General features: G+C 37.0%; 25 protein-coding genes and 2 tRNA genes. 8 read left to right on the top strand and 19 right to left on the bottom strand.

Annotated features, from left to right (window positions below):
- Window positions 1-139 precede the first annotated feature (139 nt).
- On the bottom strand, window positions 140-1,267 hold the full coding sequence (locus BM156_RS07975) for a helix-turn-helix domain-containing protein (protein WP_093919297.1): 1,128 nt from the start codon (window positions 1,265-1,267) through the stop codon (window positions 140-142).
- A 656-nt stretch (window positions 1,268-1,923) separates the two neighbouring features.
- Between BM156_RS07975 and BM156_RS07970 the strand changes: the two genes are divergently transcribed.
- The 6 genes from BM156_RS07970 (at window position 1,924) to BM156_RS07950 (ending at window position 8,940) form a co-directional block, all read left to right on the top strand.
- On the top strand, window positions 1,924-2,484 hold the full coding sequence (locus tag BM156_RS07970) for a helix-turn-helix domain-containing protein (RefSeq protein ID WP_093919296.1): 561 nt from the start codon (window positions 1,924-1,926) through the stop codon (window positions 2,482-2,484).
- Between the two features lie 67 nt (window positions 2,485-2,551).
- Entirely contained in the window at window positions 2,552-3,076 is a 525-nt protein-coding gene (locus BM156_RS07965; RefSeq protein ID WP_093919295.1) for a hypothetical protein, read from the top strand.
- A 176-nt stretch (window positions 3,077-3,252) separates the two neighbouring features.
- Window positions 3,253-4,578, top strand: a complete 1,326-nt coding sequence (locus BM156_RS07960; RefSeq protein WP_212733446.1) for a B12-binding domain-containing radical SAM protein — start codon at window positions 3,253-3,255, stop codon at window positions 4,576-4,578.
- A gap of 156 nt (window positions 4,579-4,734) precedes the next feature.
- Window positions 4,735-4,857: a hypothetical protein gene (locus BM156_RS20875; RefSeq protein ID WP_262987304.1), complete on the top strand. Its 123-nt coding sequence runs from the start codon at window positions 4,735-4,737 to the stop codon at window positions 4,855-4,857.
- Between the two features lie 232 nt (window positions 4,858-5,089).
- Window positions 5,090-6,403, top strand: coding sequence for a PAS domain-containing sensor histidine kinase (locus BM156_RS07955; protein WP_093919293.1), 1,314 nt, complete (start codon window positions 5,090-5,092; stop codon window positions 6,401-6,403).
- 296 nt (window positions 6,404-6,699) lie between these two features.
- Window positions 6,700-8,940 (top strand): glycosyltransferase family 4 protein, encoded by a 2,241-nt coding sequence (locus tag BM156_RS07950; RefSeq protein WP_093919292.1) that lies wholly within the window; start codon window positions 6,700-6,702, stop codon window positions 8,938-8,940.
- Between the two features lie 46 nt (window positions 8,941-8,986).
- Here the strand turns inward: BM156_RS07950 and BM156_RS07945 are convergent, their stop codons facing one another.
- From BM156_RS07945 to BM156_RS07885, 13 genes are all read right to left on the bottom strand, one after another.
- A complete protein-coding gene (locus tag BM156_RS07945) occupies window positions 8,987-9,970 on the bottom strand; it encodes a GTP pyrophosphokinase (RefSeq protein WP_170846892.1) in 984 nt (327 codons plus the stop codon).
- Between the two features lie 359 nt (window positions 9,971-10,329).
- Window positions 10,330-10,572, bottom strand: coding sequence for a hypothetical protein (locus BM156_RS07940; RefSeq protein ID WP_093919290.1), 243 nt, complete (start codon window positions 10,570-10,572; stop codon window positions 10,330-10,332).
- 258 nt (window positions 10,573-10,830) lie between these two features.
- Window positions 10,831-11,382 carry a PAS domain-containing protein gene (locus BM156_RS07935; protein WP_093919289.1) on the bottom strand — a complete coding sequence of 184 codons (552 nt, stop codon included), beginning with the start codon at window positions 11,380-11,382 and terminating at the stop codon, window positions 10,831-10,833.
- A gap of 106 nt (window positions 11,383-11,488) precedes the next feature.
- A complete protein-coding gene (locus tag BM156_RS07930) occupies window positions 11,489-11,890 on the bottom strand; it encodes a hypothetical protein (protein ID WP_093919288.1) in 402 nt (133 codons plus the stop codon).
- Between the two features lie 64 nt (window positions 11,891-11,954).
- Window positions 11,955-12,431 (bottom strand): universal stress protein, encoded by a 477-nt coding sequence (locus BM156_RS07925; RefSeq protein ID WP_093919287.1) that lies wholly within the window; start codon window positions 12,429-12,431, stop codon window positions 11,955-11,957.
- A 474-nt stretch (window positions 12,432-12,905) separates the two neighbouring features.
- A complete protein-coding gene (locus tag BM156_RS20590; RefSeq protein WP_139218233.1) occupies window positions 12,906-13,151 on the bottom strand; it encodes a hypothetical protein in 246 nt (81 codons plus the stop codon).
- 510 nt (window positions 13,152-13,661) lie between these two features.
- Window positions 13,662-14,123, bottom strand: a complete 462-nt coding sequence (locus BM156_RS07915) for a hypothetical protein (RefSeq protein ID WP_139218232.1) — start codon at window positions 14,121-14,123, stop codon at window positions 13,662-13,664.
- 180 nt (window positions 14,124-14,303) lie between these two features.
- Complete coding sequence (locus tag BM156_RS07910) at window positions 14,304-15,779, bottom strand: glycoside hydrolase family 130 protein (protein ID WP_093919284.1); 1,476 nt, start codon at window positions 15,777-15,779, stop codon at window positions 14,304-14,306.
- 515 nt (window positions 15,780-16,294) lie between these two features.
- Window positions 16,295-16,369, bottom strand: a tRNA-Pro gene (locus BM156_RS07905).
- Between the two features lie 15 nt (window positions 16,370-16,384).
- Window positions 16,385-16,473, bottom strand: a tRNA-Ser gene (locus BM156_RS07900).
- Window positions 16,474-17,058: 585 nt separating this feature from the next.
- Window positions 17,059-18,663 (bottom strand): apolipoprotein N-acyltransferase, encoded by a 1,605-nt coding sequence (gene lnt / locus BM156_RS07895; RefSeq protein ID WP_093919283.1) that lies wholly within the window; start codon window positions 18,661-18,663, stop codon window positions 17,059-17,061.
- Window positions 18,660-19,583, bottom strand: a complete 924-nt coding sequence (locus tag BM156_RS07890) for a bifunctional metallophosphatase/5'-nucleotidase (RefSeq protein WP_093919282.1) — start codon at window positions 19,581-19,583, stop codon at window positions 18,660-18,662. The genes lnt and BM156_RS07890 overlap by 4 nt, the downstream gene beginning before the upstream one ends.
- On the bottom strand, window positions 19,576-20,334 hold the full coding sequence (locus BM156_RS07885; protein WP_170846891.1) for a 5'-nucleotidase C-terminal domain-containing protein: 759 nt from the start codon (window positions 20,332-20,334) through the stop codon (window positions 19,576-19,578). Before BM156_RS07885 ends, BM156_RS07890 begins: the two co-directional genes overlap by 8 nt.
- Window positions 20,335-20,445: 111 nt before the next feature.
- On the opposite strand from BM156_RS07885, the gene BM156_RS07880 reads away from it, so the two are divergent.
- Window positions 20,446-21,474 (top strand): N-acetylmuramoyl-L-alanine amidase family protein, encoded by a 1,029-nt coding sequence (locus BM156_RS07880; RefSeq protein WP_170846890.1) that lies wholly within the window; start codon window positions 20,446-20,448, stop codon window positions 21,472-21,474.
- Window positions 21,471-21,878, top strand: a complete 408-nt coding sequence (locus tag BM156_RS07875; protein ID WP_093919280.1) for a thiol-disulfide oxidoreductase DCC family protein — start codon at window positions 21,471-21,473, stop codon at window positions 21,876-21,878. The genes BM156_RS07880 and BM156_RS07875 overlap by 4 nt, the downstream gene beginning before the upstream one ends.
- On the opposite strand, the gene BM156_RS07870 is transcribed toward BM156_RS07875, so the two are convergent.
- The 5 genes from BM156_RS07870 to BM156_RS07850 form a co-directional block, all read right to left on the bottom strand.
- Window positions 21,875-22,417 (bottom strand): DUF4924 family protein, encoded by a 543-nt coding sequence (locus tag BM156_RS07870; RefSeq protein WP_093919279.1) that lies wholly within the window; start codon window positions 22,415-22,417, stop codon window positions 21,875-21,877. The genes BM156_RS07875 and BM156_RS07870 overlap by 4 nt on opposite strands.
- A 2-nt stretch (window positions 22,418-22,419) precedes the next feature.
- Window positions 22,420-22,800, bottom strand: coding sequence for an RNA-binding S4 domain-containing protein (locus tag BM156_RS07865; RefSeq protein WP_093919278.1), 381 nt, complete (start codon window positions 22,798-22,800; stop codon window positions 22,420-22,422).
- A 1-nt stretch (window position 22,801) separates the two neighbouring features.
- Window positions 22,802-23,368 (bottom strand): aminoacyl-tRNA hydrolase, encoded by a 567-nt coding sequence (gene pth / locus BM156_RS07860; protein WP_093919435.1) that lies wholly within the window; start codon window positions 23,366-23,368, stop codon window positions 22,802-22,804.
- An 85-nt stretch (window positions 23,369-23,453) separates the two neighbouring features.
- Window positions 23,454-24,062, bottom strand: coding sequence for a 50S ribosomal protein L25/general stress protein Ctc (locus BM156_RS07855; RefSeq protein ID WP_093919277.1), 609 nt, complete (start codon window positions 24,060-24,062; stop codon window positions 23,454-23,456).
- A gap of 110 nt (window positions 24,063-24,172) precedes the next feature.
- Window positions 24,173-25,111: a ribose-phosphate pyrophosphokinase gene (locus BM156_RS07850; protein ID WP_093919276.1), complete on the bottom strand. Its 939-nt coding sequence runs from the start codon at window positions 25,109-25,111 to the stop codon at window positions 24,173-24,175.
- Between the last annotated feature and the right edge of the window lie 117 nt (window positions 25,112-25,228).

The raw sequence follows: 25,228 nt of genomic DNA, 5'->3' as shown, positions 1-25,228 counted from the left end.
ATATTCATACAGATTATCTTGGCTAACAAAGTCATAATTAATCTAGACCTGTAGTATTGGAAAAAAATATTGCCGATAAAAATGCGCATAGATAATCCCGAAACAAAGCATTGCACATATCGAATACGCCCCTACTCCTCTATTTTGCCTTGATTGGATTTTGAGCAAGCTGACGATTCCTCCAATTTTGAGCAGAGCTACCAGTAATTTTCACAAACTGCTTGTTAAAATTACTGCTATCGGAATAGCCAGCTAAACATGCTACTTCAACCACCAACATTTCTGGATGATCCAATAATAATTTTTGGGCTTTACCTATCTTCAGGTGATTTATCCACGAACGAAACGATTGCTTCTTTACCTGGTTGATATAAGCCGACAAATACGTACGGTTGGTATTTAATTCAGAGGACAAGTCTTCAATGGTAAGGCCTTGCTGCAAGAACCGTTCCTGAATTACCCAACGGTTCAATGCCTCTCCAATAATTTCAGACTGTTTACTTTTGTCGCTGTTGTTCGCTATCAAAATTTCACATTGGCTACCTGCGGAGGCCAGTGGTTCAATAATTTTGTAACGGTATGCATAGTTGATAAAACCTACACCGAAATAAGAATAAAACGGCATAAAACTTAAAATAAAAAGATAGTAAACAAATTTACGTTCAGGGAAAAACAACAATAAGAGCAACATTACTCCAATAGCAAACATGCCAAAAAAAGAATAGTAAATCCAGCGAAAGCGCAAGTTTTCTTCACCAGAGTAATAATTGTCAGCCCTGCCAAAACATGCTCGATATTCTTCAAGAAATAAAATTAAATATCGAATCAGCTGAGACACATAGTACACCACAAATAAGTAGTAGTTTATTCTAAATATCAAAAAATTAGATTCCAAAGCATAACCCAATACCATGATAACAACAAAGAAAAGAAGCGGGAGAAGTTCCCTCAGAATTTTTTTCCCTGTTACAAAACGAGTATTGATGAGAGAAATAAAAGTATAAGTAAAAAACAACGCTTGGAGTGAACCTACAGTTAATTTAATCGACTGGGATAAAGGATGTCCAATATCATGATTATCAAAAAATATTTCGATAAAGTACAGTGACGATAGTCCCAAGTAGGCTGCTGCTGCCGTTTTTCGAGCTATCCGATAACCTCCAAGAAAAGTACTCTTGGGGATATATAGAAAAAGGAAACAAAGCCCAAAGACAAGACTTCCTCCACTTGTAAATGCTGTTATTACACTATAAACAATATCTGCCATTACTCCTATTTTTAGAAGTAATTTCAAATTTAGAAATTATTGACATATAGCAGATAAATAAATAAATAAATATTATACAACTTTTCATCACAAAGAACGATCTTTCTCTTTTTTGGCAGGATCACTGATCAATTAACGCCAATGGTTTCAGCAACACAACAAAAGATACCCAGCACCTGATAAAAAGCAAAAAGGGAAAAGATTAGGTACTGGTACGATAATAATTAGATCTTATTAAAACAAAAAAGCCTGTAAACCTATGATCTACAGGCTTTCATTATTCTCGAAATCAGCGATGAACTTGCAACTCATCTGCGTCAAACGGATACTTACCTCATAATTAGAGTATGCACAATACATGTCAAAAAACAGAAGAGTTGAAAAGAAATTGCTGCTCAAGTAATCGATTAATATCCATACTTCGATCAACTGAAGCCAACATCAAAGAAGCGTTCTATTAAACTTCTAGCACAACAGAGATAACTACTAGACCATTGAGTAATCATCGTTCGAAAAAACAGAACCAATGCTTAAACCATACGTTTAAGTTAGTAAGGGATAAAAGAAGCACCAACAGATAACCAGAACACACTGAAAAAGAACATCATATTATCGACAACTTTAAAAAACTTCATTCAATAATAAACATAAAACTTTTGAAACTTTATATTAAAAATATGGTTTGTATTCGCTGCCAAATGGTGGTAAAAGCGGAACTTGAAAAACTTGGACTAAAGTATACTTATGTCAAAATTGGAGAGGTAAATATTATTGGCAATGTTGCCCCAGAAAGATTAAAACAATTGGGAGCAGCATTAAAGAAATCAGGTCTATGCTTAATGGATGACAAAAAAAGCATTCTAGTTGAAAAAGTAAAACTTGCAATCATTGAACTAACTCACTATAGTGAAGATCAACTCAAAATTAATCTTTCCGACTATTTAAGTGAAAAACTCAATTACGATTACACTTACCTTGCCAATCTTTTCTCTGAAGTTAAAGGCATTACTATTGAAAAGTTTTATCTAACCCACAAAATTGAACGGGTCAAAGAACTCATTGTCTATGATGAGTTAAATCTTACAGAGATAGCATACAAAATGCACTATAGCAGTGTTTCTCACTTATCAAACCAATTTAAAAAAATTACAGGACTAACCCCTTCTCATTTCAAAAAGTTAAAGAACAAAAGACGAAAAACACTTGAAAATGTGTGAATCATACAAAATTATTTTGGAAATGTGTAACGAAACAATAATCCAAATTCCAGAATTTTGTGTATGAATGAAGTTCCATAACCAGGATAAAAACGAGTTAACGTTTTTATTTCAGAGTACACTGCAATCTGTTAAAGGAAAAGCCAACACATCCGGATCCGTAACTAGAACTGTCTTAATTTATTTGATTTTGAACAAGAAGGAGAAATACTATCTGGAGGATATCTTTAAAAAGTTCATCATTCCGCATTTTTCAATCAATGATTTCATTATCTTTTTTGAGTGGGACCGGATAGCTCAAAACTATAGGTATGTCGTAACGCCCCAACAAAACAAAAATAAATTCATCAGTTTTCACCTACACAAACGCGACAAAGTCAATGACTTTGAAGTAATTATAATCTACACAAACATTGATGGGTTCAATTTTCACAACACCCAAAAGTTGCTATTTCTATTGGCTCATGATGATTTGAAACGGTTTAAAAAGTTTTATCAGGATTTCATTGATGATCTAAATGAAGAAAGTCATGAGAAATTTACTGTTGACTTCTTTATTCCTTTTACGATTCCAAATAGTTTAAAAAAATAACTACAAACTAAAATAAGACGATGAAAATACTATTGATATATCCAGAGTGCCCTGATTCATTTTGGAGCTTCAAGCATGCTTTAAAATTTATATCAAAAAAAGCAGCAGTTCCCCCATTGGGTTTAATAACAGTATCTGCCATGCTTCCTTCAAATTGGGAGAAAAGGCTGATAGATATGAATATTACAAGTCTTCAAGACAATGACATCCATTGGGCAGACTACGTATTCATCAGTGCCATGTATATTCAAAAAGAATCTGTCGATAAAGTCCTAGCTAAATGCGTAAAACTTCATACGAAAGTGGTTGCTGGAGGACCTCTTTTTACACAGGAATACAGTTGCTATCCCCAAATTGAGCATTTCATTTTGAATGAAGCAGAAATTACAATGCCCCTGTTTTTAAATGATTTACAAAAAAACAACCCGTTACGACTATATCAAACAGAAAAATATGCAGATATGAAGTCCACCCCCGCTCCAGACTTCCACTTACTATCAATCAATGAATATGCTTCAATGAATATACAAATCTCCCGGGGATGTCCCTTCTCTTGCGATTTTTGCGAAATAACTTCCTTATTGGGACACCAAGTCCGCATCAAAACGCCTCGTCAGGTTATACAAGAATTAGAAATGCTATACAGCCTAAACTGGAGAGGACCAATCTCAATTGTGGATGATAACCTAATTGGAAATCGGAAAGAAGTTAAAAATAGGATATTACCTGCTATCGCAGAATGGATGCGAGCACATCGCTATCCTTTTTCATTCAGTGCTCAAACCTCTATCAACCTAGCTGACGATAGAGAATTATTGATATTGATGGCAGAAGCAGGTTTCACATCAACATTTATTGGAATCGAGTCTCCTGATGAACGCTCTCTTGAAGAATGCCATAAAGTTCAGAATCGAAATAGAGATATGTTGCAAAGTGTCCAGAGGATTCAGAAAGCCGGATTGCATGTTTCTGCCGGGTTTATTGTGGGATTTGACAGTGATTCTCCAAGTGTTTTTCAACGTCAAGTTGACTTTATTCAGAAAAGTGGAATTGTTTCTGCTATGGTTGGTCTGCTAAATGCCCCCAAGCATACCAAATTATACAATCAAATGAAAGCACAGGATAGGCTAACTTTTGAACTAAACGGCAATAACACAGATATGACGACAAATTTTGTTCCCAAAATGGGATTAAAAAACCTACAGGAAGGCTATCACCATATCATTTATAGTATTTACAGCACAAAACCCTATTACAAAAGGGTTCGAAAACTGATCTTAAGTTACAATAGAAAGATCGAGCACCGTAGTAAGATTTCCTTTTCCTTATTCAGGGCTTTTCTTAAATCTATCCTGATTATTGGTCTTTTAAATAAAGGAAGACGAGAATATTGGAAGTTGGTCATTTGGACTCTTTTCAATCGACCGGCAGCCATTTATGATGCCATTACTTATACGGTTTATGGTTACCACTTTCGAAAAGTATATGGGATACAAGACTGAGGCTTCATAAGAAATTCTTTTAATGTGAGAATGATGTAACTTATATCCTCAATTGTATAATACTTCGCACCAGGTATTGAGGTACTTTTATTGAACCAATTACGAAAATTGAGAAAGTCGAAATATAGAAGAATCAAAAAAAAATAAGTGAAAGTTATGTCAAAATCGAAAACAAAAGAAGGAAAATCAAATAAGAAAGCACCAGCTAGGACTTTAAAAGAGAAAAGACTTGCAAAGCAGATCAAACAACAAAAGAAGAGTGAAATCGGAAAAATATAACTCCATTCCAAGGTCATTAAGCTGCCTGTTCATTTCCTTAAAGCCAAACACTAAAAGAGATGTCAGATGAAAAACGTTTTTGTATTACCGAATTCAATAAAGATGTCTGAAAAATGCTAATCTACATAGCTCTATTACTAGCTTGGAAAAACTAATAAACAGCTATAGTAGCTAAAATCAATAAAACAACTCGTGCAGACCAAAAATAGTTGATAAATCATAATTTTCATACATGATGAAAACTCTTCATAAGCAAACGGATGTCAAATTACTTTGTCAAAAGACAGAAGAGTTAACATCAAAGAAAACACTTAAACCGAGCTCGCATAATCTTCGAGAAGATATAGAAAAGCACAATAAGAAATTAAAGCTTCGTCTGCTTGAGTTGGAACTCCAAAATAAGAAATTAGTATTAGCAGTTACTAAGGCACTGAGACTTAGAGACCGATATGCTAAGTTATATGATTTTGCCCCAACGAGCTATTTTATTCTTAATAAAGAGGGAAAAATCATTTCATTAAACTTTAGCGGAGCTAGCATGCTAAACAAGTCTCGCTTTGAGCTGAAAGGCTACCCTTTTGAATTATTCCTTGTGCATCACTCAAAGTCAATCTTTAACCGTTTTCTACACAAATTATTTGAAGGCGAGACCCAAAAAGGTTGTGAAGTTGCTATGATCACAAATGAAAACACCCCCAGGTACCTGCACCTTTCAGGTAATGTTGTTGAAGATGGAGAACAATATCTGGTAAATGCCCTGGACATCACCCTCCCCAAGAAGGTAGAACTGGAACTAGTCAAAGCTAAAAACAAGGCTGAAGAAAACGACTATCTAAAATCAGCCTTCCTTGCTAATATGAGCCACGAGATCAGGACACCAATGAATGGTATCCTGGGATTTACAGAACTTCTGAAGAAAATAATGACTCAAAATGAATTGGGGCAAAAGTACATCGATATCATTGAACAGAGTGGAAATCACCTAATGTCAATAATCAATAATGTAATTAATATTTCAAAAATAGAAGCGGGACAAATGGAAATTTCTATTTCTAAAACCAATATAAATGACCAACTCAACTTTGTTTACACTTTCTTCAAACCGGAAGCCGACAAGAAAGGCATTCAACTTTCTTTGCACAACAGCTTACCCGACAAAGCAGGTATTATCAACACCGATCAAAATAAACTCGACGCGATTCTATTCAACTTGGTCAAAAATGCCATCAAGTTTACTGAAAAAGGAGGGATCAAGTTCGGCTATGTCAAGAAAGGCGCATTTCTGGAATTCTATGTGACAGATACGGGTTCTGGAATTAACAATGAACTGGCAGAAACGATTTTTGAAAGGTTCAGAAAATACAGCCCTAAACACAGCTGGAACTATGAAGGATCTGGCTTAGGTTTATCTATATCAAAAGCTTATGTAGAATTATTAGGTGGTAAGATTTGTGTTGAAAGTGAGGAAGGTAAAGGAGCTTCGTTTCATTTCACCATTCCCTATAAAACTGTCATTCAAAATATTAAAGGAACAATAAAAGCTTGAAATAATCCGATAAAAATCATTTGCTCCAATAAGAAATTTGAAAATTCTATTTATCGAAGATGGCGCAATGTTCAAAATTTTTATTCGCAAAAATCAATCTCGGTGAAATCGGAGATAAAAACGCCTGTCGCTGTAAGTCAATTTTGAATAGATTATCAAAGAAGCATTGCAAAACAAAAAGTAGAAATATCGATTTCAAAAAATAAAAATCGTTACAGAACAAGAGGAAAGACTAGATTCTCTCATATTAGGATGCCGTAAAAAGTCCTTTAAATCAACAAATTTAAACTACAGAAATGAAAATTGCTTATATTGCGACCTATCCTCCTCGGGAGTGTGGCATCGGCACCTTCACAAATAACCTGTATAAATCCATGCTACACCATCACCATGGAACAACCCGGAATGAAGGATTTGTTGTTGCCTTAGACGATAATGACCTGAAGTATAAATATCCCAAAGAAGTCAAACTAAGCATCCGTCAGGATCACCAGGAAGATTACCTCAAAGCAGTTAAATACATCAACCTCAGCGGTGCCGACATTTGCATCCTGGAGCACGAGTTTGGCATATTTGGGGGACACAGCGGCGTTTATATCCTCCCCTTGCTCCATCGACTTGAAATGCCGCTCATCGTAACCCTTCATACCATTTTAAGAAACCCTTCGTATAACGAAAAGGCAATCATGAAGGAAATCTGCAAAATGGCTACCAGGATTGTTGTAATGAGTCATAAAGCTATTGAATTTCTAACTACGATTTATGACGTTCCTTCTGCCAAAATTACACTGATTGAACACGGCGTTCCTGATATTCATTTCGACGCCGAAAAATCAAGAAGAGAATTTAAGCTTGACAGCAAGAAAGTGCTCCTGACATTCGGTTTTATAGGCCGTAGCAAAGGAATTGAAACGATTATCAATTCGCTGCCTCTAGTCATTAACAAACATCCCAATGTCATTTATATCGTTTTAGGCAAAACCCACCCCAATGTATTGCGCCATTCGGGTGAAGAATATCGTATTTCCCTTATGCGCCTGGTACAAAAACTTCAGCTGGATAAACATGTCGTATTTTTAAATGAATTTGTTGACGAGCAGGATCTATTTAAATATCTGTATTCCTGTGATATTTATATCACTCCCTACTTAAACGAAGCCCAAATAACCAGTGGGACCCTGTCGTACGCAGTTGGAGTTGGCGCAGCGGTGCTTTCAACTCCCTATTGGCACGCAGTAGAATTACTTTCAGAAGGAAGAGGTCGACTTTTTAACTTCAATGACTCGGAGCATCTTGCCACAACATTGAATGATCTATTGGATCATCCCGAAGAACTGAATGAGATGAAACGGAAAGCCTCAGCATACGGAGAAAAGATAACCTGGTCCAAAACAGGAGCAAAATACATGGATCTAGTATCAACGATACTGGAAGATAGCCACCATGATATAGAAAAGAAAGAAACGGTAATGGATTTATTAATACTCCCTCCCTTTTCTCTTTCCCACATCAATCGATTAACAGATGATACTGGAATTATTCAGCATGCAAAATTTGGTATCCCAAACTTAAAAGAAGGCTATTGTCTAGATGATAACGCCCGAGCATTATTAATGGTACTAATGGCCTACAGACAAATGAAAAACACGCAAGCGTTGGAATTGTCCCCTATCTATCTTAGTTATATTCACTATCTTCAAAATGCAGATGGAACCTTCCGGAACTTCCTGAGTTTTAGCAGAATATTTCTAGACAAAGTTGGATCTGAAGATTCATTTGGCCGTACCATCTGGGCATTAGGATATCTATTGGGTAACGCTCCAAACGATGCCTATTACCAGACAGGAAGGTTGGTATTTTTCAATGCTGCTCCTAATTTTGAAAAACTAAGTTCAATTCGTGGCATCGCCAATACAATGATTGGCATCAGTTACTACTTGAAAAGTAATCCATCTGACGACTCCATGACTGAACGGCTCCGTAACATGACTCAAACACTTGTTAAACATTACAAAAACAATGAATCAAAAGACTGGAAATGGTTTGAATCCTTACTCGCCTATGATAATGGCATTTTACCTTTAGCTCTCTTACATTCTGCAGAAATACTTAATGATCAAGAAATAACCCAAACAGCTCTTGAATCTATGAACTTTCTGACTAGTCACACATTAAAAGACAACTACTTATCAATTATTGGCAACGAAGAATGGTATCGAAAAGAAGGTGAGCGTTCTATTTTTGCACAGCAACCAATTGATGCTATGGCAATGGTACTGATGTACCACCAGGCCTTTTATCTAACCCAAAATAAAGACTACTTGAATAAACTGTATACTTCCTTTTTGTGGTTTTTAGGAGAAAATGATTTACGCATGAGTCTGTATGATTTTGAAACCAAGGGCTGTTGTGATGGATTTGACAACTATGGAGTCAATCGCAATCAAGGTGCTGAAAGCACGCTTGCATATCTAATTTCTCATTTAACTGTTTTACAAGCTTATGAAGAGTTACACAGATCTGACTACAGGGAATAGTCTTTCCGACTCCCAGTTCATATTCACCAAGCCTAGTTAATTCTAATTATCCAACTGTCAAGAGACTGTTCTTTTGATATGTAGATAATATAGAAGAAAATAAATCTCGATCGAAAAGATACAGGCAATAGCGGATTTTAGTATATGGATTCAGTTCTTTTTTTTCTTTTTGTTCAACTTTTTCCGCTATATGTAAATAGTTTCTCAATCCATCATTCAATTCACTTTCAGTAAATCCCTTTTTTATATCCAATATTTCTTGCACAAAACCATCAACCTTAAACTCAATGAAGTTATAGTTGGGAAAATATTTCAGAACCACGAATAGAAACCTAAAAACATCCAAAGCCTTATCTTTTTCAATCGTTCCTCCTTGCTTAATTCGATCATTGATTCTTTTTTCTTCCAAAAGTATTTCATCATTTATCCGCAAAAACTCATCATCTGCAATCTCAAACAAAGCTGACAAGCGATTAATTCTTCTCTTTAGGCTTTGAGGAATACTCTTCTTGTATTTTATTTTATGATCCAATACACTCCAGGCATCTTGAATAATTGTACGAATTTGCAACTCAAAACGAACGTTGGCATAAGGAATCAATTCAACTTTCTTACAATATTCGCTATTTAGCTTCAAATCAAGGTGCAAACTTTTGTATCCAAATTTATCATCAGTGCTCTCTAACTGGTCTGTTTTATCGGTAATAGCAACTTCTATAAAATATCTTTTCAACTCCTCTCTAATGAGATTTACATCCCTAACATAAAGACAAACCACTCGAATTCCAATAAAATCGGACAACGAATCGATTATTTGATAATCTCTATTTTCCTCTGAAATTTTCGATACATATTTACGATTAAATTTGCTCAGGCATTCGGAATAGTCTTTAATCCGTCCCGAAACATGTTCTACTTTAGGAAGTGAATCTATAAGTTCGATTAAAAATCTTAATGCTGAATTGTAAAAAGCTAAATTGGAATAATAATACTTTTTAAATTCTTTTATTTTGAGTTCGACATCCTCCATAAACTGAATCATTAAATATGAAAAATTGGTTTAAATATCGCAGCTCCATTCTTATCCCTCTATAGGACTGTTTAATCAGACTCTAAACGTGAAGAATAGTCTTCTAGCTGAATCTGTTCACCAAGTTTCATCCGAAATTTTTTTTACTTGATTTTCATTTTTTTTCAGCTATTGATCCATATTTGGGTTATACGGGCTTGATAACTGATTTGTGCTCGTTTTTTCTGCTTAACAGAACAGAAAATCTATTACAGGAGTAATATAAGCTTCCCAAGAAAAAAAATATTGATTAGTACAGAAAACAATCTTGAAAGTCCAAGATATCTGCTGCACTCATGAAATACGCAGTAAAATATATATTATCTGGAACTTATCGGATGCTCCAGGAGATATTTGGTCAAAAGCGAACTCAACGATTCAAAATAGCTTTCCAGTTGCTCAATCGTTACCTCTAAGTCAGCGTTATCAGAAATTGTGTCAGGCATTTCCTCTAAAAATCCAGCTAACTCAGGATAGTACTCACTGATGACCATGGTCATCTTTAAAATCATTGAATTTAAATCAGTTATTGCTTCTTGTTTATTTAAAGTACTCGTTATCATGCGATCGTGACATTTTAATATTGGCAATAGTCCATTACATTTATATCTCAATAGAGGACAAAAATCAGTCATTTACAGAGATCCATTCGCATCACTAGTCAAAGTAAAATTAACACCTATCGTTTAACTCTTTCTTACAGAACTTTTAAAAAGAATTATATGATTCACACATTTTAGATGATAAAATATTGTTATTCTTAATGATCCGTTATTCTTTGTGAGTTATAATAGATAATCGGTGTAGTTTACTCCTAAATATCAATTCTTAAAATGTGAAATATCAATAACGGACAATAAGCATTCCTGTTCATTCTCGATAACAAGCCCTTCCAGATAGACCTGACGTGCTAATCGATCGTTATAGCCGAGAGTTATTTTACAGGATACTTTTTCAGCATCACAAAATATTCGCTCAAAGAACCTAGAAAAGATGGTATGTGATTCTTTTGAAATAAACAGTTTAAAGTCAGTCTTTAAAAAGCTGAAACGTTTCTCACCTAACATTTCAGCACCTGTGAAATTTAAATCACAGATTAAACCTTCAGTATCAAGGATAAAATAGCCAATTGGCGCAAAATCAAACAACATTGTGTATTTTTTCAAGGCCTTTTCTACAACTTCATTGGTCTGTTGTAATTCTTCATTTTGCATCTCTAAAATAATTTGTAATATTTGGACTTCACGTAACAGCTTCTTCTCCTCGGAACTCATATTGGGCTTAACTATTTGTAGATGCTTTTCATTCACCTGCTTTTCGGCCTTTTGCCTTAGATCATCTCTTATCGATGAATTAAGTTGTTTATAGTTCATATTTTTAATCTATACATTTGTATACAACACACTTTTAACATGACGTTAAGAAAACAAGAACCAGATTAATATTTTCAGAACCTGTTTCAACTACTCATTTCAAGTATCAATTGCTTGTTTCTCGTTCTCGAAAAAAGTCTTTCACAAAAGCCCTTTGTTGATTTTCGGTCAATTTATCAGTCACCCTGATTTCAAATTTTATCTTTTTAAATTGCAAGTCATCTTTTAACCTATTGAATAATTCACTTTTTGCATTCGTTGGTCCAAACAAAAGAACTTCGTTATAATCATTTATAATATCTCCTAACTTACTGTAAAAGTCGTTTTGCTTATTCTGTTCCTTGTTGTGTATTAGACTCTCATTCATTTTCAAATTTTGGACCTGTTCCGAAAAGGCAGGAGTTAACTTTAATGAAATTGATATAACTTCCTCATTTGAATATTCCATGATGTTGGCCTTTGAATGATCCATCCAAACTCCTAATTGTTTTAATGATTTCATTTCCATTTTCTTAAAATTTAGCCGTTTTGCGATAGATAAAACCTACTATTTATGCTATCTAAATCAAGATTTATTTTTTTGTAGGAATAATCAACACTGGTATCGTTGTATATAACAATACTCTCTCAGTAACACTTCCCATTGCCGTGTTTTCAAACCACTTACGACTATGAGACCCCATAACAATAACATCAGCATGAATACTTTTTGCTACAGTTAATATGCATTCAGCAAAATCGCCTTCTTTTGTTTGGGTTTGAATCCTATCATCACCCAAATATCGTTTTGTTTTATCAAGAAATTGGCTAGATATTTCATCCGGTTCAAGATCTACTTCAACTACTTTTTTGCTTGTATCTAAGTGCCCGGAAAATCCCAAGATCGTAACTCGTCCAATTGAAGTATAATGCGACGGATTAGCAATTACATGAAGTAAGGTAACTCTTGCCTTCATTGTTTTGGCAAACAAAAATCCCTTATCTGCTACTTTCTGTGCACTTGGATCATAATCAAGAGCAATCAATACCTGTTTTGCTTTAGTTGTCATCCGAACTCCGTTTTATTTTTGTTTAATTTTGGTTCCTGCGTATTTCAGCATTCTACTCAGCATTGACAACTTATACAAGAGTAAAATCCAAATTTCAATAAGAGTAAGATCAACATTGGCTATAAAAGCTCCCCTCGTCTAATCTTCTGATAATGTGCTCTCAATTATTTTGATCTCATCTTAGTATCAAATAAAGCTATTACCGATTAATATCAAAATAGCTTCTCCATCAGCGTTTTTTCAAAGCATCACTGTGAAACAAAATCCGAAGAAGCACAATGAATCCAGCTATAGGTAAAAGAATATCAATATACCTAAAGGAATGAAATCCTAAGGTCACAATAGCCCACAGAAGAACGAGTAATCCTGCAATAATGTAAGGTGAATTTTTCATGACTTTTACTTTTCATTGACTCCAAAAAATGAATTTGATTGTCAATCGGTTAATCAAATCAACAATGACAACACTTCATTCTAAAATCTATCTGTTGTTAGTACAACCTGTTGTCCTGGATATTGAACGTTGACCTCAGACTCAGTTGTTATAAATACTTTTACAGGTTGATAAGAAGACACAGTCTCTACTGTAACCTGTAACTTACTTGAGAAAAGGACGGGGGTACTGACTAGTTGCCCCAAGTTCTCAGTTTCGTCCTGATCTGTTTCCATCCAAAGCACATAGGTTAATTCGGAGCATTCCATCTTTTCAATTCTATCCAAATTACTTATTTTAATTTTAATGTAGTGGTTCCTGTTACTTCCACCCTTAACCTCCACATAGCCTGTTACCGTAGGAACAATTGTTGAAAAATTAAAATTGATCCTTTTAGCAGATAAATTAGATGGAAAAAAAAGAAGAACTACTAAAAGACCTATGAGTATCATTTTCTTTTTAAGTTGTTAATAATCTTATTCAATTTAAAATTCTGCAATTCAAAATTGATACAAGCAAAGATAATCTACGACAAACTGATATCTGTTACATAGTTCTGAATAAGAGTTACATGATTCACATTTTTCCACTGTCAACAACATCATCATACAACGATAGCTCGCTCCATTTGAACTAATGAATCAGCTTAATTCAGCTCTTTCCTGAAATCTAAACTCCTGCTAGTAATAAAATGAATTAAAAAGCTTTGTCCTCGTTTCATCGACTTTTAGATTCAAACATTAGGTCGAAGTTTCTATATTAACAATTAGCCTAACAAAATATAACAGACCTATTAACTACTTTTCTTCGAAAGGAGCAAGCTCTTCCAATGCTACCTCAAGCTCTTCCATATCATAATTGAATAAGTTCTTAAACGATTTCCACTCATAAGCTCCAGCATCTTTGTAATTTGTCAGCATATTCTTCAGCTTATTGTTCCTTTGTTCTAATTTGGAAATCTTTTCCTTACAAGCATCATCCATCTTTTTGAGTTTAGTCTGGTTCTCCTTAAAATCTGCAATACACTTCTCATTGTTCGCAAATTTCAATTCAGCCTTTTTCTTGAAATTCTGGAATTCAGAAATGAAATCAAGATGAACTTTCATCATTTCCATCTTGTGGGTAGTAGTGTCAGTTTGGTCGTCTTGTAAATTAACTCTGGCTTTTATGGCCTTTTTATTCGCTTCCTGTCCAAATGACATAAAAACCAAACTTACCATTATGCCTGCCATGATCATGGGAAAAATTACTTTTTTCATTGAATTGTGTATTAAATGAATAATCAATACATAAAGTTATCTTTTGCTTACCCCAAAAGCATTACACAATTCAAGTTAAGAGTTACATCTTTCTTACATTTACGCACACACACTCTACAATCCTGAAGATGAGCATTTTGAACTAAAATATTTTCATTCCATAACAATAGCAGATATGAGCTACTCTTTAGACTTTTTCAATTCATTCAGAAGCTCACGTAAATCAACAGTCGCATAAGTTGATGCATAATCAGACATGGCATAAGGAATAATTAGGTCATCATTATGAATGATGGAGCCGCAAGAGTAAACCACATTGGGAACATAGCCTTCACGTTCTTCGGCATTGGGTAACAACAAAGGAGCTTTCAGTCGTCCAATCTCTTTCTCTGGGTTTTGAAGATCAAATAGCGAAGCCCCAAGTGCATATTCTCGCATAGGCCCTACTCCGTGACTAATGACCAGCCATCCTTCTGGAGTTTCAATAGGTGACCCGCAATTTCCAATTTGAATTAATTCCCACGAGAATTTAGGTTGCTGCAATAATTGAGCTTCCCGCCAGACATTAATGTTATCTGAAAAAGCTATATAGTTATTGAAACCATCTAAGCGACAAAGCATCGTATACTTCCCATTTACCTTGCGTGGAAAAAGAGCCATTCCTTTATTTTGAGCAATCTCTCCATGAAGAGGCAATACTCTAATATGATAAAAATCCCTGGTATCCAGCATTTTTGGCAAAATACTTGTCCCATCATATGCCGTGTAAGTCGCATAGTAAGTTACAGCGCCATCGTCGTCTATAAACTTCACAAAACGAGCATCTTCAACACCATTTTTCTCATTCGATGATACAGGAAAAATAACTCGTTCCGAGATATTCGAGTCTAGTGAAAAATCCAGTTCATAATGAGATGAAGCCAGCCAATTGATTTGATTAAACAAGACTTCTTTGTCCGCCGAAAGGTGTAGAGATTTTCGAGCTTCTTCAATGCATTTCTGTAACTCTTCAAAGGTGAATTTATCATTGAGTTGTCTCATAATCAAATTAGAAGGGATAATCCCATGAAAATCTTTCATTTCATTCAGTTGCTCTTCAAAAGCTTCTTTATCGTATATATGGTGACGGATATACTCAGCTTCTTCCAGCATCTTTCCTACAGGCTCTATGGATAGCTTATTCGTTTTATCGAGCACGCCAGTCCTGAAAACAATTGATGAGATATGACCTTCACCCGTTGCCCTGAAACTTAATATAACTCTCTTTTCCCCTAGGCCTGTTTCTGATTGATCAGGATGCTCTACAATTGATGGATTAAAAAAAGCCGCCGATTCAATCGAATATTCCATCGTAAAATAAGAGCCAATCAAAATTTTTCTTGAAATACTAAGCGATTGAGGTTCCTCCCCAAGTGATTGAATTAAATGGGTAATCTTATTAAAATGCAATTCAAAAATTCTTGAGATATTTCGATGGCGGAGAGAATAATCCCTAAGGACAGGACTTAATGCTGAGACTACTTCATTCTCATTCATACTCAAGACCGATCGAATTGTGTTCTTAGCTCGGTGATCATTCACATAAAGGAAACGTGCGATTACCCTACTGGAGTCAGGAAGAAACTTAATGGCTTTTCTCGTTACTGTAATTTGCATTAGAAACAGATTTGGGATTTCTATAAAGGTAACTGCAAAACTTGAATAAAATTGATTATTCCAGATTTGTTTGGAACATTTAATAATTCATTTTAAGCTGCTTAGCAACTTTTAACTTTGGTCATGTTCCTTTTATTTGCTCACTTTGCTTCCTTACCCAACTTCTAAATATCCTGCTTCAAAAAATAAATCGAGATAAAAAGACTTTCGTCTAACATTTCAGACTGTTTACACCAAACTATTCATCCATTATAATCAACTCATTATGCTATACCTACAAGCATAAATACCAGCCTCTAATCAGCAGAAAATTACAAAAAACGAGCCCATACTAACAACTGAAAAACAAACGATTAAGCCTATCTGGTGAGTTCGAAGTTAAATAAAAAAAAAACTCACCGTTTAACTCACATTTTTTGTGATATTGACTGATATGAATTGACTTTACCAAAAACATAAAAGCCTGTAAATCATACGATTTACAGGCTTTTGATTTTCTATGGTTTCCCATTTTGTCGGGATACCAGGATTCGAACCTGGGACCCCCTGCTCCCAAAGCAGGTGCGCTAACCGGACTGCGCTACATCCCGAATAATATTTTAATGCGGAGAGAGGGGGATTCGAACCCCCGGTACCCCTTGCGAAGTACGCCAGTTTAGCAAACTGGTGGTTTCAGCCACTCACCCATCTCTCCTGAAATATCGTGACTAAATTTCGTCTCTCTTTGTAATAATCTTTTGAACTTCCCATCCGATGGGTGTTTCCCGTTTCGAATGTGCGTGCAAATATAGAACTACTTTTCGCTTTCACAAAATTATTCCACTAAAAAAATGAAGGTTTTTTTACAAAAAAATGGGAAGTTATTGGAACTAAAGCAGAAACAAGAATTACTTTATTCACCAAAGTTTTTTTACGGATAAAAAACATGAAAGTTCCCTCTCATAGTAGCGGCTACAAGCAATACCATTATTAATCAAGCAGATATTCACCGAATGTTATTAAATCACCTATTTTCTTTGGAAAGTCACACGCCGGAAACTATATTTGAACCAAGAAAACGTTCTATAACAAAGATATTGTCCGCATTAGTTCAAATTTGGTAAATTCAACAGTTTATATTGAACCGAGAAAGCTTTTGGACGTAAAGACAGGCCTTGTAGCCTCGAGTATTCGAGGTGAGTAGTTCGCTACCGGTGGAAGTCTGATCGACCAGGCACTCAAATCCTTTTGATTAGGGATTTTACACAAAAGAATTAATGCGGATTCTTTTTGTCTTTTTTTAGCGCTCCTCCTTCTTTACTTGGCGCTGAACCAGTAGGTATAAAAGAAGCATAACACTAACAAACAAACTCGCACGCCCCAGATAATCACCATTCTGAACGTAAAATGTAAGCTCATGACTAAGTTCGAGTTCTCCTTTGAGAGCTACTTCCTGATTCCAAGCGCTTACCTGCAATAAATTACCATACTTATCAATGAATGCCGAAATACCGGTATTCGCAGAACGAGCAATGCTCCTTCTGGTTTCAATCGCACGAAGTCGGGCTAAAGCCAAATGCTGTTGAATACCTTCAGCATCTTCCCACCAACCATCGTTTGTTAAAATAAAAATCAGGTTGGCACCCTGTTTTACTTGTTGGCCTATATTGGCGCCAAAAACAGATTCAAAACAAATAACCGGAGCAATAAGCACACCGTCACTTGCTTTCACCACTGAAGGCATTTCTGTTCGGCCTAAACTCCCTGTCACACCCCCCATATCAACAACAAACCGTTCAATCCATGAAAAGTAGCGACTATAGGGCATCTTTTCGACCCCACTTACCAGCTTATTCTTTCGGTACTCTTGAATATCTCCTGAAGCATTCACCAACAAAGCTGCATTGTAAACGTCAAAATAGCTTTTTGTCTCATCATCATACCTGGCGGTTGCTGAGCGGTCTTCTGCCGAATAATCTTCGCGCGTATAAACCCCCAATGCAATATCCGGCATCGCTGCCTTGTCTGTTCGATGCACAAAAGGAGCCAGCCATTTACTATAGGCCAAGCTATCGCTGGAAATAACCACGGGTAAAGCAGTTTCCGGAGCCAAAACAAAGTCAGTTTGCTCGTCAACCAAAGAGTCAACCCAATAAATAAGCTGTTTTTGCTGTTTATACTCATTCCCCTCTTTAAACTTTTCAGATTGCGAATTAACATTCGGCTGCAATACCAACACGTGACAGGTTTCTTCTCCGCCTAAAGCCTGTTGATTGTATAAGCGCTTTGATATTAAAGCCGGAACTAGCACCAATAAGATCGCCAGCGTCCCTCGTCCAAACACGTGAAACCATTGTTTCTGACGACTTCGTTCAATTGCTCGATAAATAAGCAGGTTCGTCCCTAAAATCCAAGCAGAACCTCCCAAGACTCCGGTATATTCATACCATTGAATCAGTTTTACCTGATTTGCAAAGCCATTCCCCAGAGTCATCCATGGCCATTCCAAATCCCAGTTAAAGTGTATGTACTCAAAAGCCAGCCAGAATGCCAAAAAAGAAAAGTAACCAAGCCCAACATTAAATCGCCTCTTCATGAGATGGAAAAGCCACCAAACACCTGCCATCAACAAAGCGTTCATAGACACAATGGTCAACATTCCAACCAAATGGGAACGCATAATCCACCAACATGAAAGCAGGTTCCAGATAAAAAAAGCCAGGAAAGCATATCGAAAAAATTGGCTTGCAGATGAAGTCGTCTTACTTCTATCAAAATTATTTTCAAGAGCCAATAGTGGCACTAAGCCAACAAACAAAATCCAGCCAGGAGCTAATCCCATCCATGGCAAGGCTAAAAGTAATCCACTCAATAATGCCAATAAAATTTGATTGATTGGTTTCATAAGGAAGTCGGGATATTCTGAGCCACAAGTCCTGCTGCCTGCTTTTTAGTTCGGTCAAAAATAAAATCGATTCGTCCAAGCACCATTCCGCCCCAGCCAGCCTGGTTAACCACAATTCGGTTTCCATCTGCATTTTTCAATTCCAATGGGGCATCTAAAAAGGAATGCGTATGACCACCAATAATTAAATCGGTAAAATGTGTTTGTTTGGCCAAAAGTTTATCCGAAATCTTTGCCTCTTTATACTCCAAGCCTAAATGCGACAAACAAATGACCAAGTCGCATCCTCTTTCATTTTTTAGGTAAGCCTCCTTTTCCTGTGCAACTTTCACTGGGTCCAGGTAAACCGCATCTCCATAATTGGACTGACTAACGAGGCCATCCAACTCAATTCCTAAACCATAAATACCAACCTTAATTCCATCTTTTCTAAAGATCAAATAATCAGGGAAGGTATTTACCAAAGGGGTATTCGAAAAGTCATAATTACTACATACCAATGGAAAACCAGCATAATCGATCACATCTGCAATTCCTTTTAGTCCATTATCAAATTCATGGTTTCCTAAAGTAGAAGCATCATAGCCCATTTCGGTCATTACTTTCAGAATAAGCTCCCCTTTATAATAGTTGAAGTAAGGTGTTCCTTGAAACATATCTCCCGCATCCAACAACAGAACATTGGATTGTTCTCTTCTGATCCGGGTTACCAAACTTGACATACGAGCTAATCCGCCCCGCCCCTTGAAAAAGGAATGATTTTCGGGAAAAGGATCAATATGACAATGTACATCATTTGTATGCAAGATCGTTAAGGTTTTTAGTCCTTCATCAGCCAGCAAATCAATTGACTTTCCTGTTAATCCTAACCCGAATGAAGCTGCTGTAAGTTGCTGTATAAATTTTCTTCTGTTACTCATAGTAAAACCTCCCGTCCAATTCAATCCGTATGCGTTTCCCGTCCTTGTAATTTTGCTTCAAGCTATCAATTATAAGATCCCGAATCCTCAAGCCTGTCCCCAGATATTCCGTAGCTTCTGCAAGCATTGTCATGGCATCACCACCTCCGGCAATATAATCGTTGGTAACCAACCAATAGTCCTGAGCCTCATTGAACGTTCGTCCGCCAATTTGCAAGCTCGAGATTGAACCATCTGCTTGTATTCCCAGCTTGACTCCCGCGATTCCATCACCTCCTCGGGCAGCCACTAGCTTCAAAAACTTCATCATGGTTGCTCCAGGCAATTTCAGTAACACCATTTCATTTTCAAATGGCATCAGCTCATAAATCTTTCCCACAGTAACTTCTCCACGTGGCAAGCTGGTTCTTAATCCTCCGTAATTAACAAAGGCCATATCGGGCGAAAAAGCTTTATTATTCATTCGACAGTATGATTTTCCTGAATTCATCAGTAAGTCGGCCACAAAATTTGAAAGCTTACTTTCCGGCTTTGCTTTACTTAACTCTTCGGAAGAGATGGCCAATACCTCGGACATATCTTCTTCCAAACTTTGCCGGTAAGGAGCAACAAGCCGAACAATGGCTGAATCATCAGAAAAACTGCTTGGTTGGTTCGAAATATTATCCATTTCCACAGAACTGACACTCAGAGGAGTTTTGCAGGAAAAAGAGATTATCAACAGCATGATGAGGATAAATGAGTAGCGCATTCGTTTTATTTTTCCGGAATAAAAAATAGCTTTATTCCCAATTACGTTTTTGTTGTTTCTTATAAACATTAAACTTAACAATTCGTTCTTATAAAAAATAGTTTTAATTCAATGAAGAACCGATTTTCAGGCCAATTGTTGAGCCTTTCCTATAAATTTTCACTTACACTGATTTTCTTTTTTTTAAGCTTGGCCTCGATAGCTCAAGACTACCCAACAACCGTCGCAAAAGATGGTGAAGGAATTTACAGTTTACTCAAGCGTCATGATCTATCACCATCAGAACATTTAAATGCCTTTATCGAATTAAACAAAAATAAGTTGGGTAAAAACAACAGCCTTTACGTCGGACAAAGCTACAGATTACCCAACAAAGCACAAACCACTCAACCGGTTAGTTCCGGCGGGGCAATCTACCCTATTTTTGGAAAAACTTACGAACAGGTAAAACCCATTGACAATGCACTACAAGGAGCTATTTACTATTTGGTAAGCGGGCATGGAGGACCTGATCCCGGTGCTGTTGGACGCTATGGAAATCATACCTTATGCGAGGACGAATACGCCTATGATGTCACGCTCAGGTTAGCCCGGCGCCTGATCGAGCATGGTGCTTTAGTTTACATGATTACGCGGGATGAAAATGATGGCATTCGTGATGCAAGTTTTTTGAAGCCCGACAAAGACGAAACTTGTTATCCTAAACTGACCATTCCGCACAACCAACTAAAGCGGCTTCGGCAACGAAAAGATGCTGTCAATAAGTTGTATATGAAGCACCGTGGCAGCTTTCAGCGTTTAGTCATCACCCATGTTGATTCGAGAAGTAAGGGGCAAGATATTGATGTTTTCTTTTACCATGACAAACGAAGTAAAACAGGAAAGAAATTAGCAGGAAACCTTCAGCAAACATTTAAAAGGAAATACGACACACATCAGCCTAACCGAGGATACCACGGAACAGTTTCGAGCCGCAATTTATATGTCCTGAAATATAGCTACCCTCCTGCTGTTTTTATTGAACTAGGGAACATCAATCACTATCGGGACCAACAACGCTTTATCAAAAGCAATAACCGCCAGGCGTTGGCCAACTGGCTTGCAGAAGGACTTTTACTCGATTTTAAAAACAATAAATGATCAAGCTTCCCAGAGATAAGAGCATTATCTTGTTTGATGGGTATTGTCATCTCTGTAGTCGGTCTGTTCAATTGATACTAAAATACGACCAGAAAAAACAGTTTCTTTTTAGTCCACTAAGTAATGCCATCGGAGAGCAAATCAAAAAAGAACGAGCCATCCCCGAAACGATCGATTCGATTATTCTAATAGAAGCTGGGAACCACTACACCCATGCAGATGCGATACTCCGAATAGCAAACCAATTGGGTGGAATATTTCTTTTAGCCAATATTGCGAAGATTTTACCTCACTCATGGCGTAATCAGCTCTACCGCTGGGTTGCGGCTAAACGCTTTCGATGGTTTGGGAAACGAACAAGCTGCATGCTTCCAAATCCGGAGGATAAAGACCGTTTTATTTAAAGCTCAAACTTGCCTTGTTCAAATTGAAGGTAGCGGGCTGACAAATGCGCTATCAGCTTACTAATATGCTCCATTGCCGTCTGCGTGGAAGTCGAGATTTCCTTTTTCTGCAAGCGCAAAAGTACAATGCTGTATAGTGCCTGAAAAGCAAACCGGATATCATTGTCCTCCTGAGTGGCACTTTTTGTTTTAAATTCTTCAATGACAGGCTTTGCCAATTGAAACAAAGCTGGATACTGAGGATCTTTTCTGGTCCCCAATAACTGCAAATGGAATTGGTATAAATCATCAATCAGGTTCAAAACAAACTGAAGGTGCCCTTGCTGGGTGATCCGCTCTTTCTCCATCATAAGCGCGAGATTCTGATACCAATCAGCAATTTCTTTTCGCGTATCCTTATCCACTTCGAACCGCGCCACCAAATTCTGATCAATTTGCTCTGGATCGAATTTTAAAGCCCGCAACAAATCCTCCACTTGCCATAAGTAAAGAATGTACTCTGCAATATTCTTTTTCCGTTTTTCCTTAGCAATTAACATGGCTAATCATTTTCAAAAAAGTTATCCAAGTCTCGTCGTTCTTTTTTGGTCGGACGTCCTGTTCCGCGCTCACGCTGAAACCAGCCCATATTTTTTTGGACTTCCAGAACCTCCAATTCCGTTTGTGGCGTTATGTCTTCCATATAGTCGCTAACCAATTTAGCTCCCATACGTTTTTCGGCCAATTTCAACACCCGATAACGGTAGGTTACCGGAGACTTGCGCACCTGAACCACATCTCCTACTTTCAGTACGCGCGATGGCTTTACAGGCAAGTCATCAATCATCACCCGTCCTTTACGAACAGCATCAGTTGCTATGCTTCGAGTTTTAAAAACCCGAACTGCCCATAGCCATTTATCAACGCGAACCTGGTCTCCCATGTCATTTCCGTTTATTGAATTGATTCATGGTGCGTGCAACACCAATGGTACCAAAACTCTTAATAATCTGGACGCAAGTATCAATTTTTTCGGGTAGAGCTGCTTTCTCTTCTTCGTCCCATTCATCCAACACATAGTCCACCTGTTGCCCGGGATGAAAATCGTTCCCAATTCCAAACCGTAAACGAGCGTAGTCGCTACGTCCGGTAACTTGTTGAATACTCTTCAATCCATTATGACCTGCATCTCCACCTTTTCCTCGTAGCCGCAATGTCCCAAAAGGCAAGGCCAAATCATCAGTCAATATCAAAAGGTTTTCGAATGGAATTTTTTCCTTCTGCAACCAATAATTTACTGCTTTCCCACTAAGATTCATATAAGTAGTGGGTTTCAGCAAAACAAACGTTCGAGCTTTAAACTTGTACTCGGTTACAAAGCCATAACGTTTATCGCTAAAAACAATATTGGACGCATCAGCAAGAGCGTCCAATATTTTAAATCCTATGTTATGCCGGGTGTTCTCATATTCACTCCCCGGATTACCTAGTCCTACTATTAAATATTTCATCCGTAAAAAATCTTTTTCGGTATTTTCCGGCAATACGGATGAAACGGCCCTAAGAACAAAATTCAATAGGGTCGTTCCGAAAGTTTTATTCTTCAGTTGCTTCTTCTTCATCATCATTTCCAGCAGCAGCTGTCCCCATAGCGGCACGAGCAGCACGAGTGATGATAATTGAAACAACAGGAACTGATTTTGAGTTCAAGAATTCAATGTTTTCCAACTCCAACTCACCAACTTTAACGCTGTCACCCAAACCAAGTTTGGTAATATCAACGTTGATTACGTCTGGCAGGTCTTTAGCCAATGCTTTTACACGCAGACGGCGCAAGTTTACTTTCAACTTACCACCTGAACGCATACCTTTTGCATATCCAGTAACTTTAATCGGAACTTCAATTTTAACTGGCTTCTCTTCAGTTGTTTTCAAGAAGTCAACGTGCAAAATTTGCTCTTCAACCGGGTGGAATTGAACATCTTGCATGATAGCGCTGTGCACTTCACCGTTAATTTCCAGATTAATTAAGTAAACGTCAGGAGAATAAATTAATGGACGAAAATCACCAGTTGTCGCAAAGAAGTGAATTGGCTCTTCGCCACCATAAAGTACACATGGTACTTTTCCTTCGTTTCTTAATTTTTTTGATTCTTTCTTTCCAAGACCTTCACGAATCTGGCCTTTAATGTCGATTGATTTCATTTTAAAAATGTTTTAAATTAATTATGGTACTCAGTCCTCCCTTTTGTTAAAAGGGCAAACAGCATACATAACCATTATGCCGTTGGAAAAAGCGGGGCAAATTTATTAAATTATTTAAAGAATAACGAACTAATCGATTCATTTTTATACACGCGTTGAATTGCTTCACCAAAAGCGTCAGCAACCGAGATGTATTTAATTTTGCTCGATTCCTTTTTAGGCGGAATAGAGTTAGTAAAATAAACCTCTTGCAAGGCTGATTCTTCAATTCGTTCGTAAGCAGGGCCTGACAACAATCCGTGAGCAGCAAATGCACGCACAGAGTTAGCTCCTTCTTTGATCATCAATCCAGCTGCTTTTGTAATTGTTCCAGCTGTATCAATCAAGTCATCAACAATAATCACATCCTTATCCCGAACATCACCAATCAAGGTCATGCTGCCTACCACGTTTGCTTTTGCACGCGATTTGTGGCAGATTACCATATCAGTTCCCAGCATTCGGGCATAGGTATTTGCACGTTTGGTTCCACCTACATCTGGTGACGCTATAACGATGTCACGCAATCCCATTTTTTGGATGTATGGAATAAACAGTGCCGAAGCAAACAAGTGATCAACAGGAACATTAAAGAATCCCTGAATCTGATCAGCATGTAAATCCATCGTAATAACGCGGTCAACTCCTGCAGCCGAAAGCAAGTCTGCCATCAGTTTTGCACCAATTGAAACGCGTGGTTTATCTTTACGGTCCTGACGAGCATATCCAAAATACGGAATACAGGCAATAATCTTATATGCCGACGCTCTTTTAGCCGCATCAATCATCAACAACAACTCCATAAAGTTGTCAGAAGTTGGGAAAGTAGACTGAACGATGAATACATGTGCCCCACGAATCGTCTCTTCATAACACGGTTCAAACTCACCATCAGCGAAAACGGGGCAGGAAGATTTCCCCAGGTCAACATTAACACTCTTACAAATTTCAGTTGTTAGATACTTTGTTGCTGTACCTGTAAAAATCTTTAAAGGAGCCTTTTTAGCCATTTTTTTTTGTTTAATTTTTGTAGCATTGGGAATGCGCGCAAAGGTAAAAAAATCTTTAAAATAACCTTACCAGCAATTGTTCTAAGTTATTTAAAAATGAAAAAAAACACAAGCAAT

The sequence above is a fragment of the Sunxiuqinia elliptica genome (assembly GCF_900113005.1).
GTDB lineage: Bacteria > Bacteroidota > Bacteroidia > Bacteroidales > Prolixibacteraceae > Sunxiuqinia > Sunxiuqinia elliptica.
The sequence above is the reverse complement of the archived record's forward strand: the minus strand, read 5'-3'. Positions and strand labels throughout refer to the sequence as shown.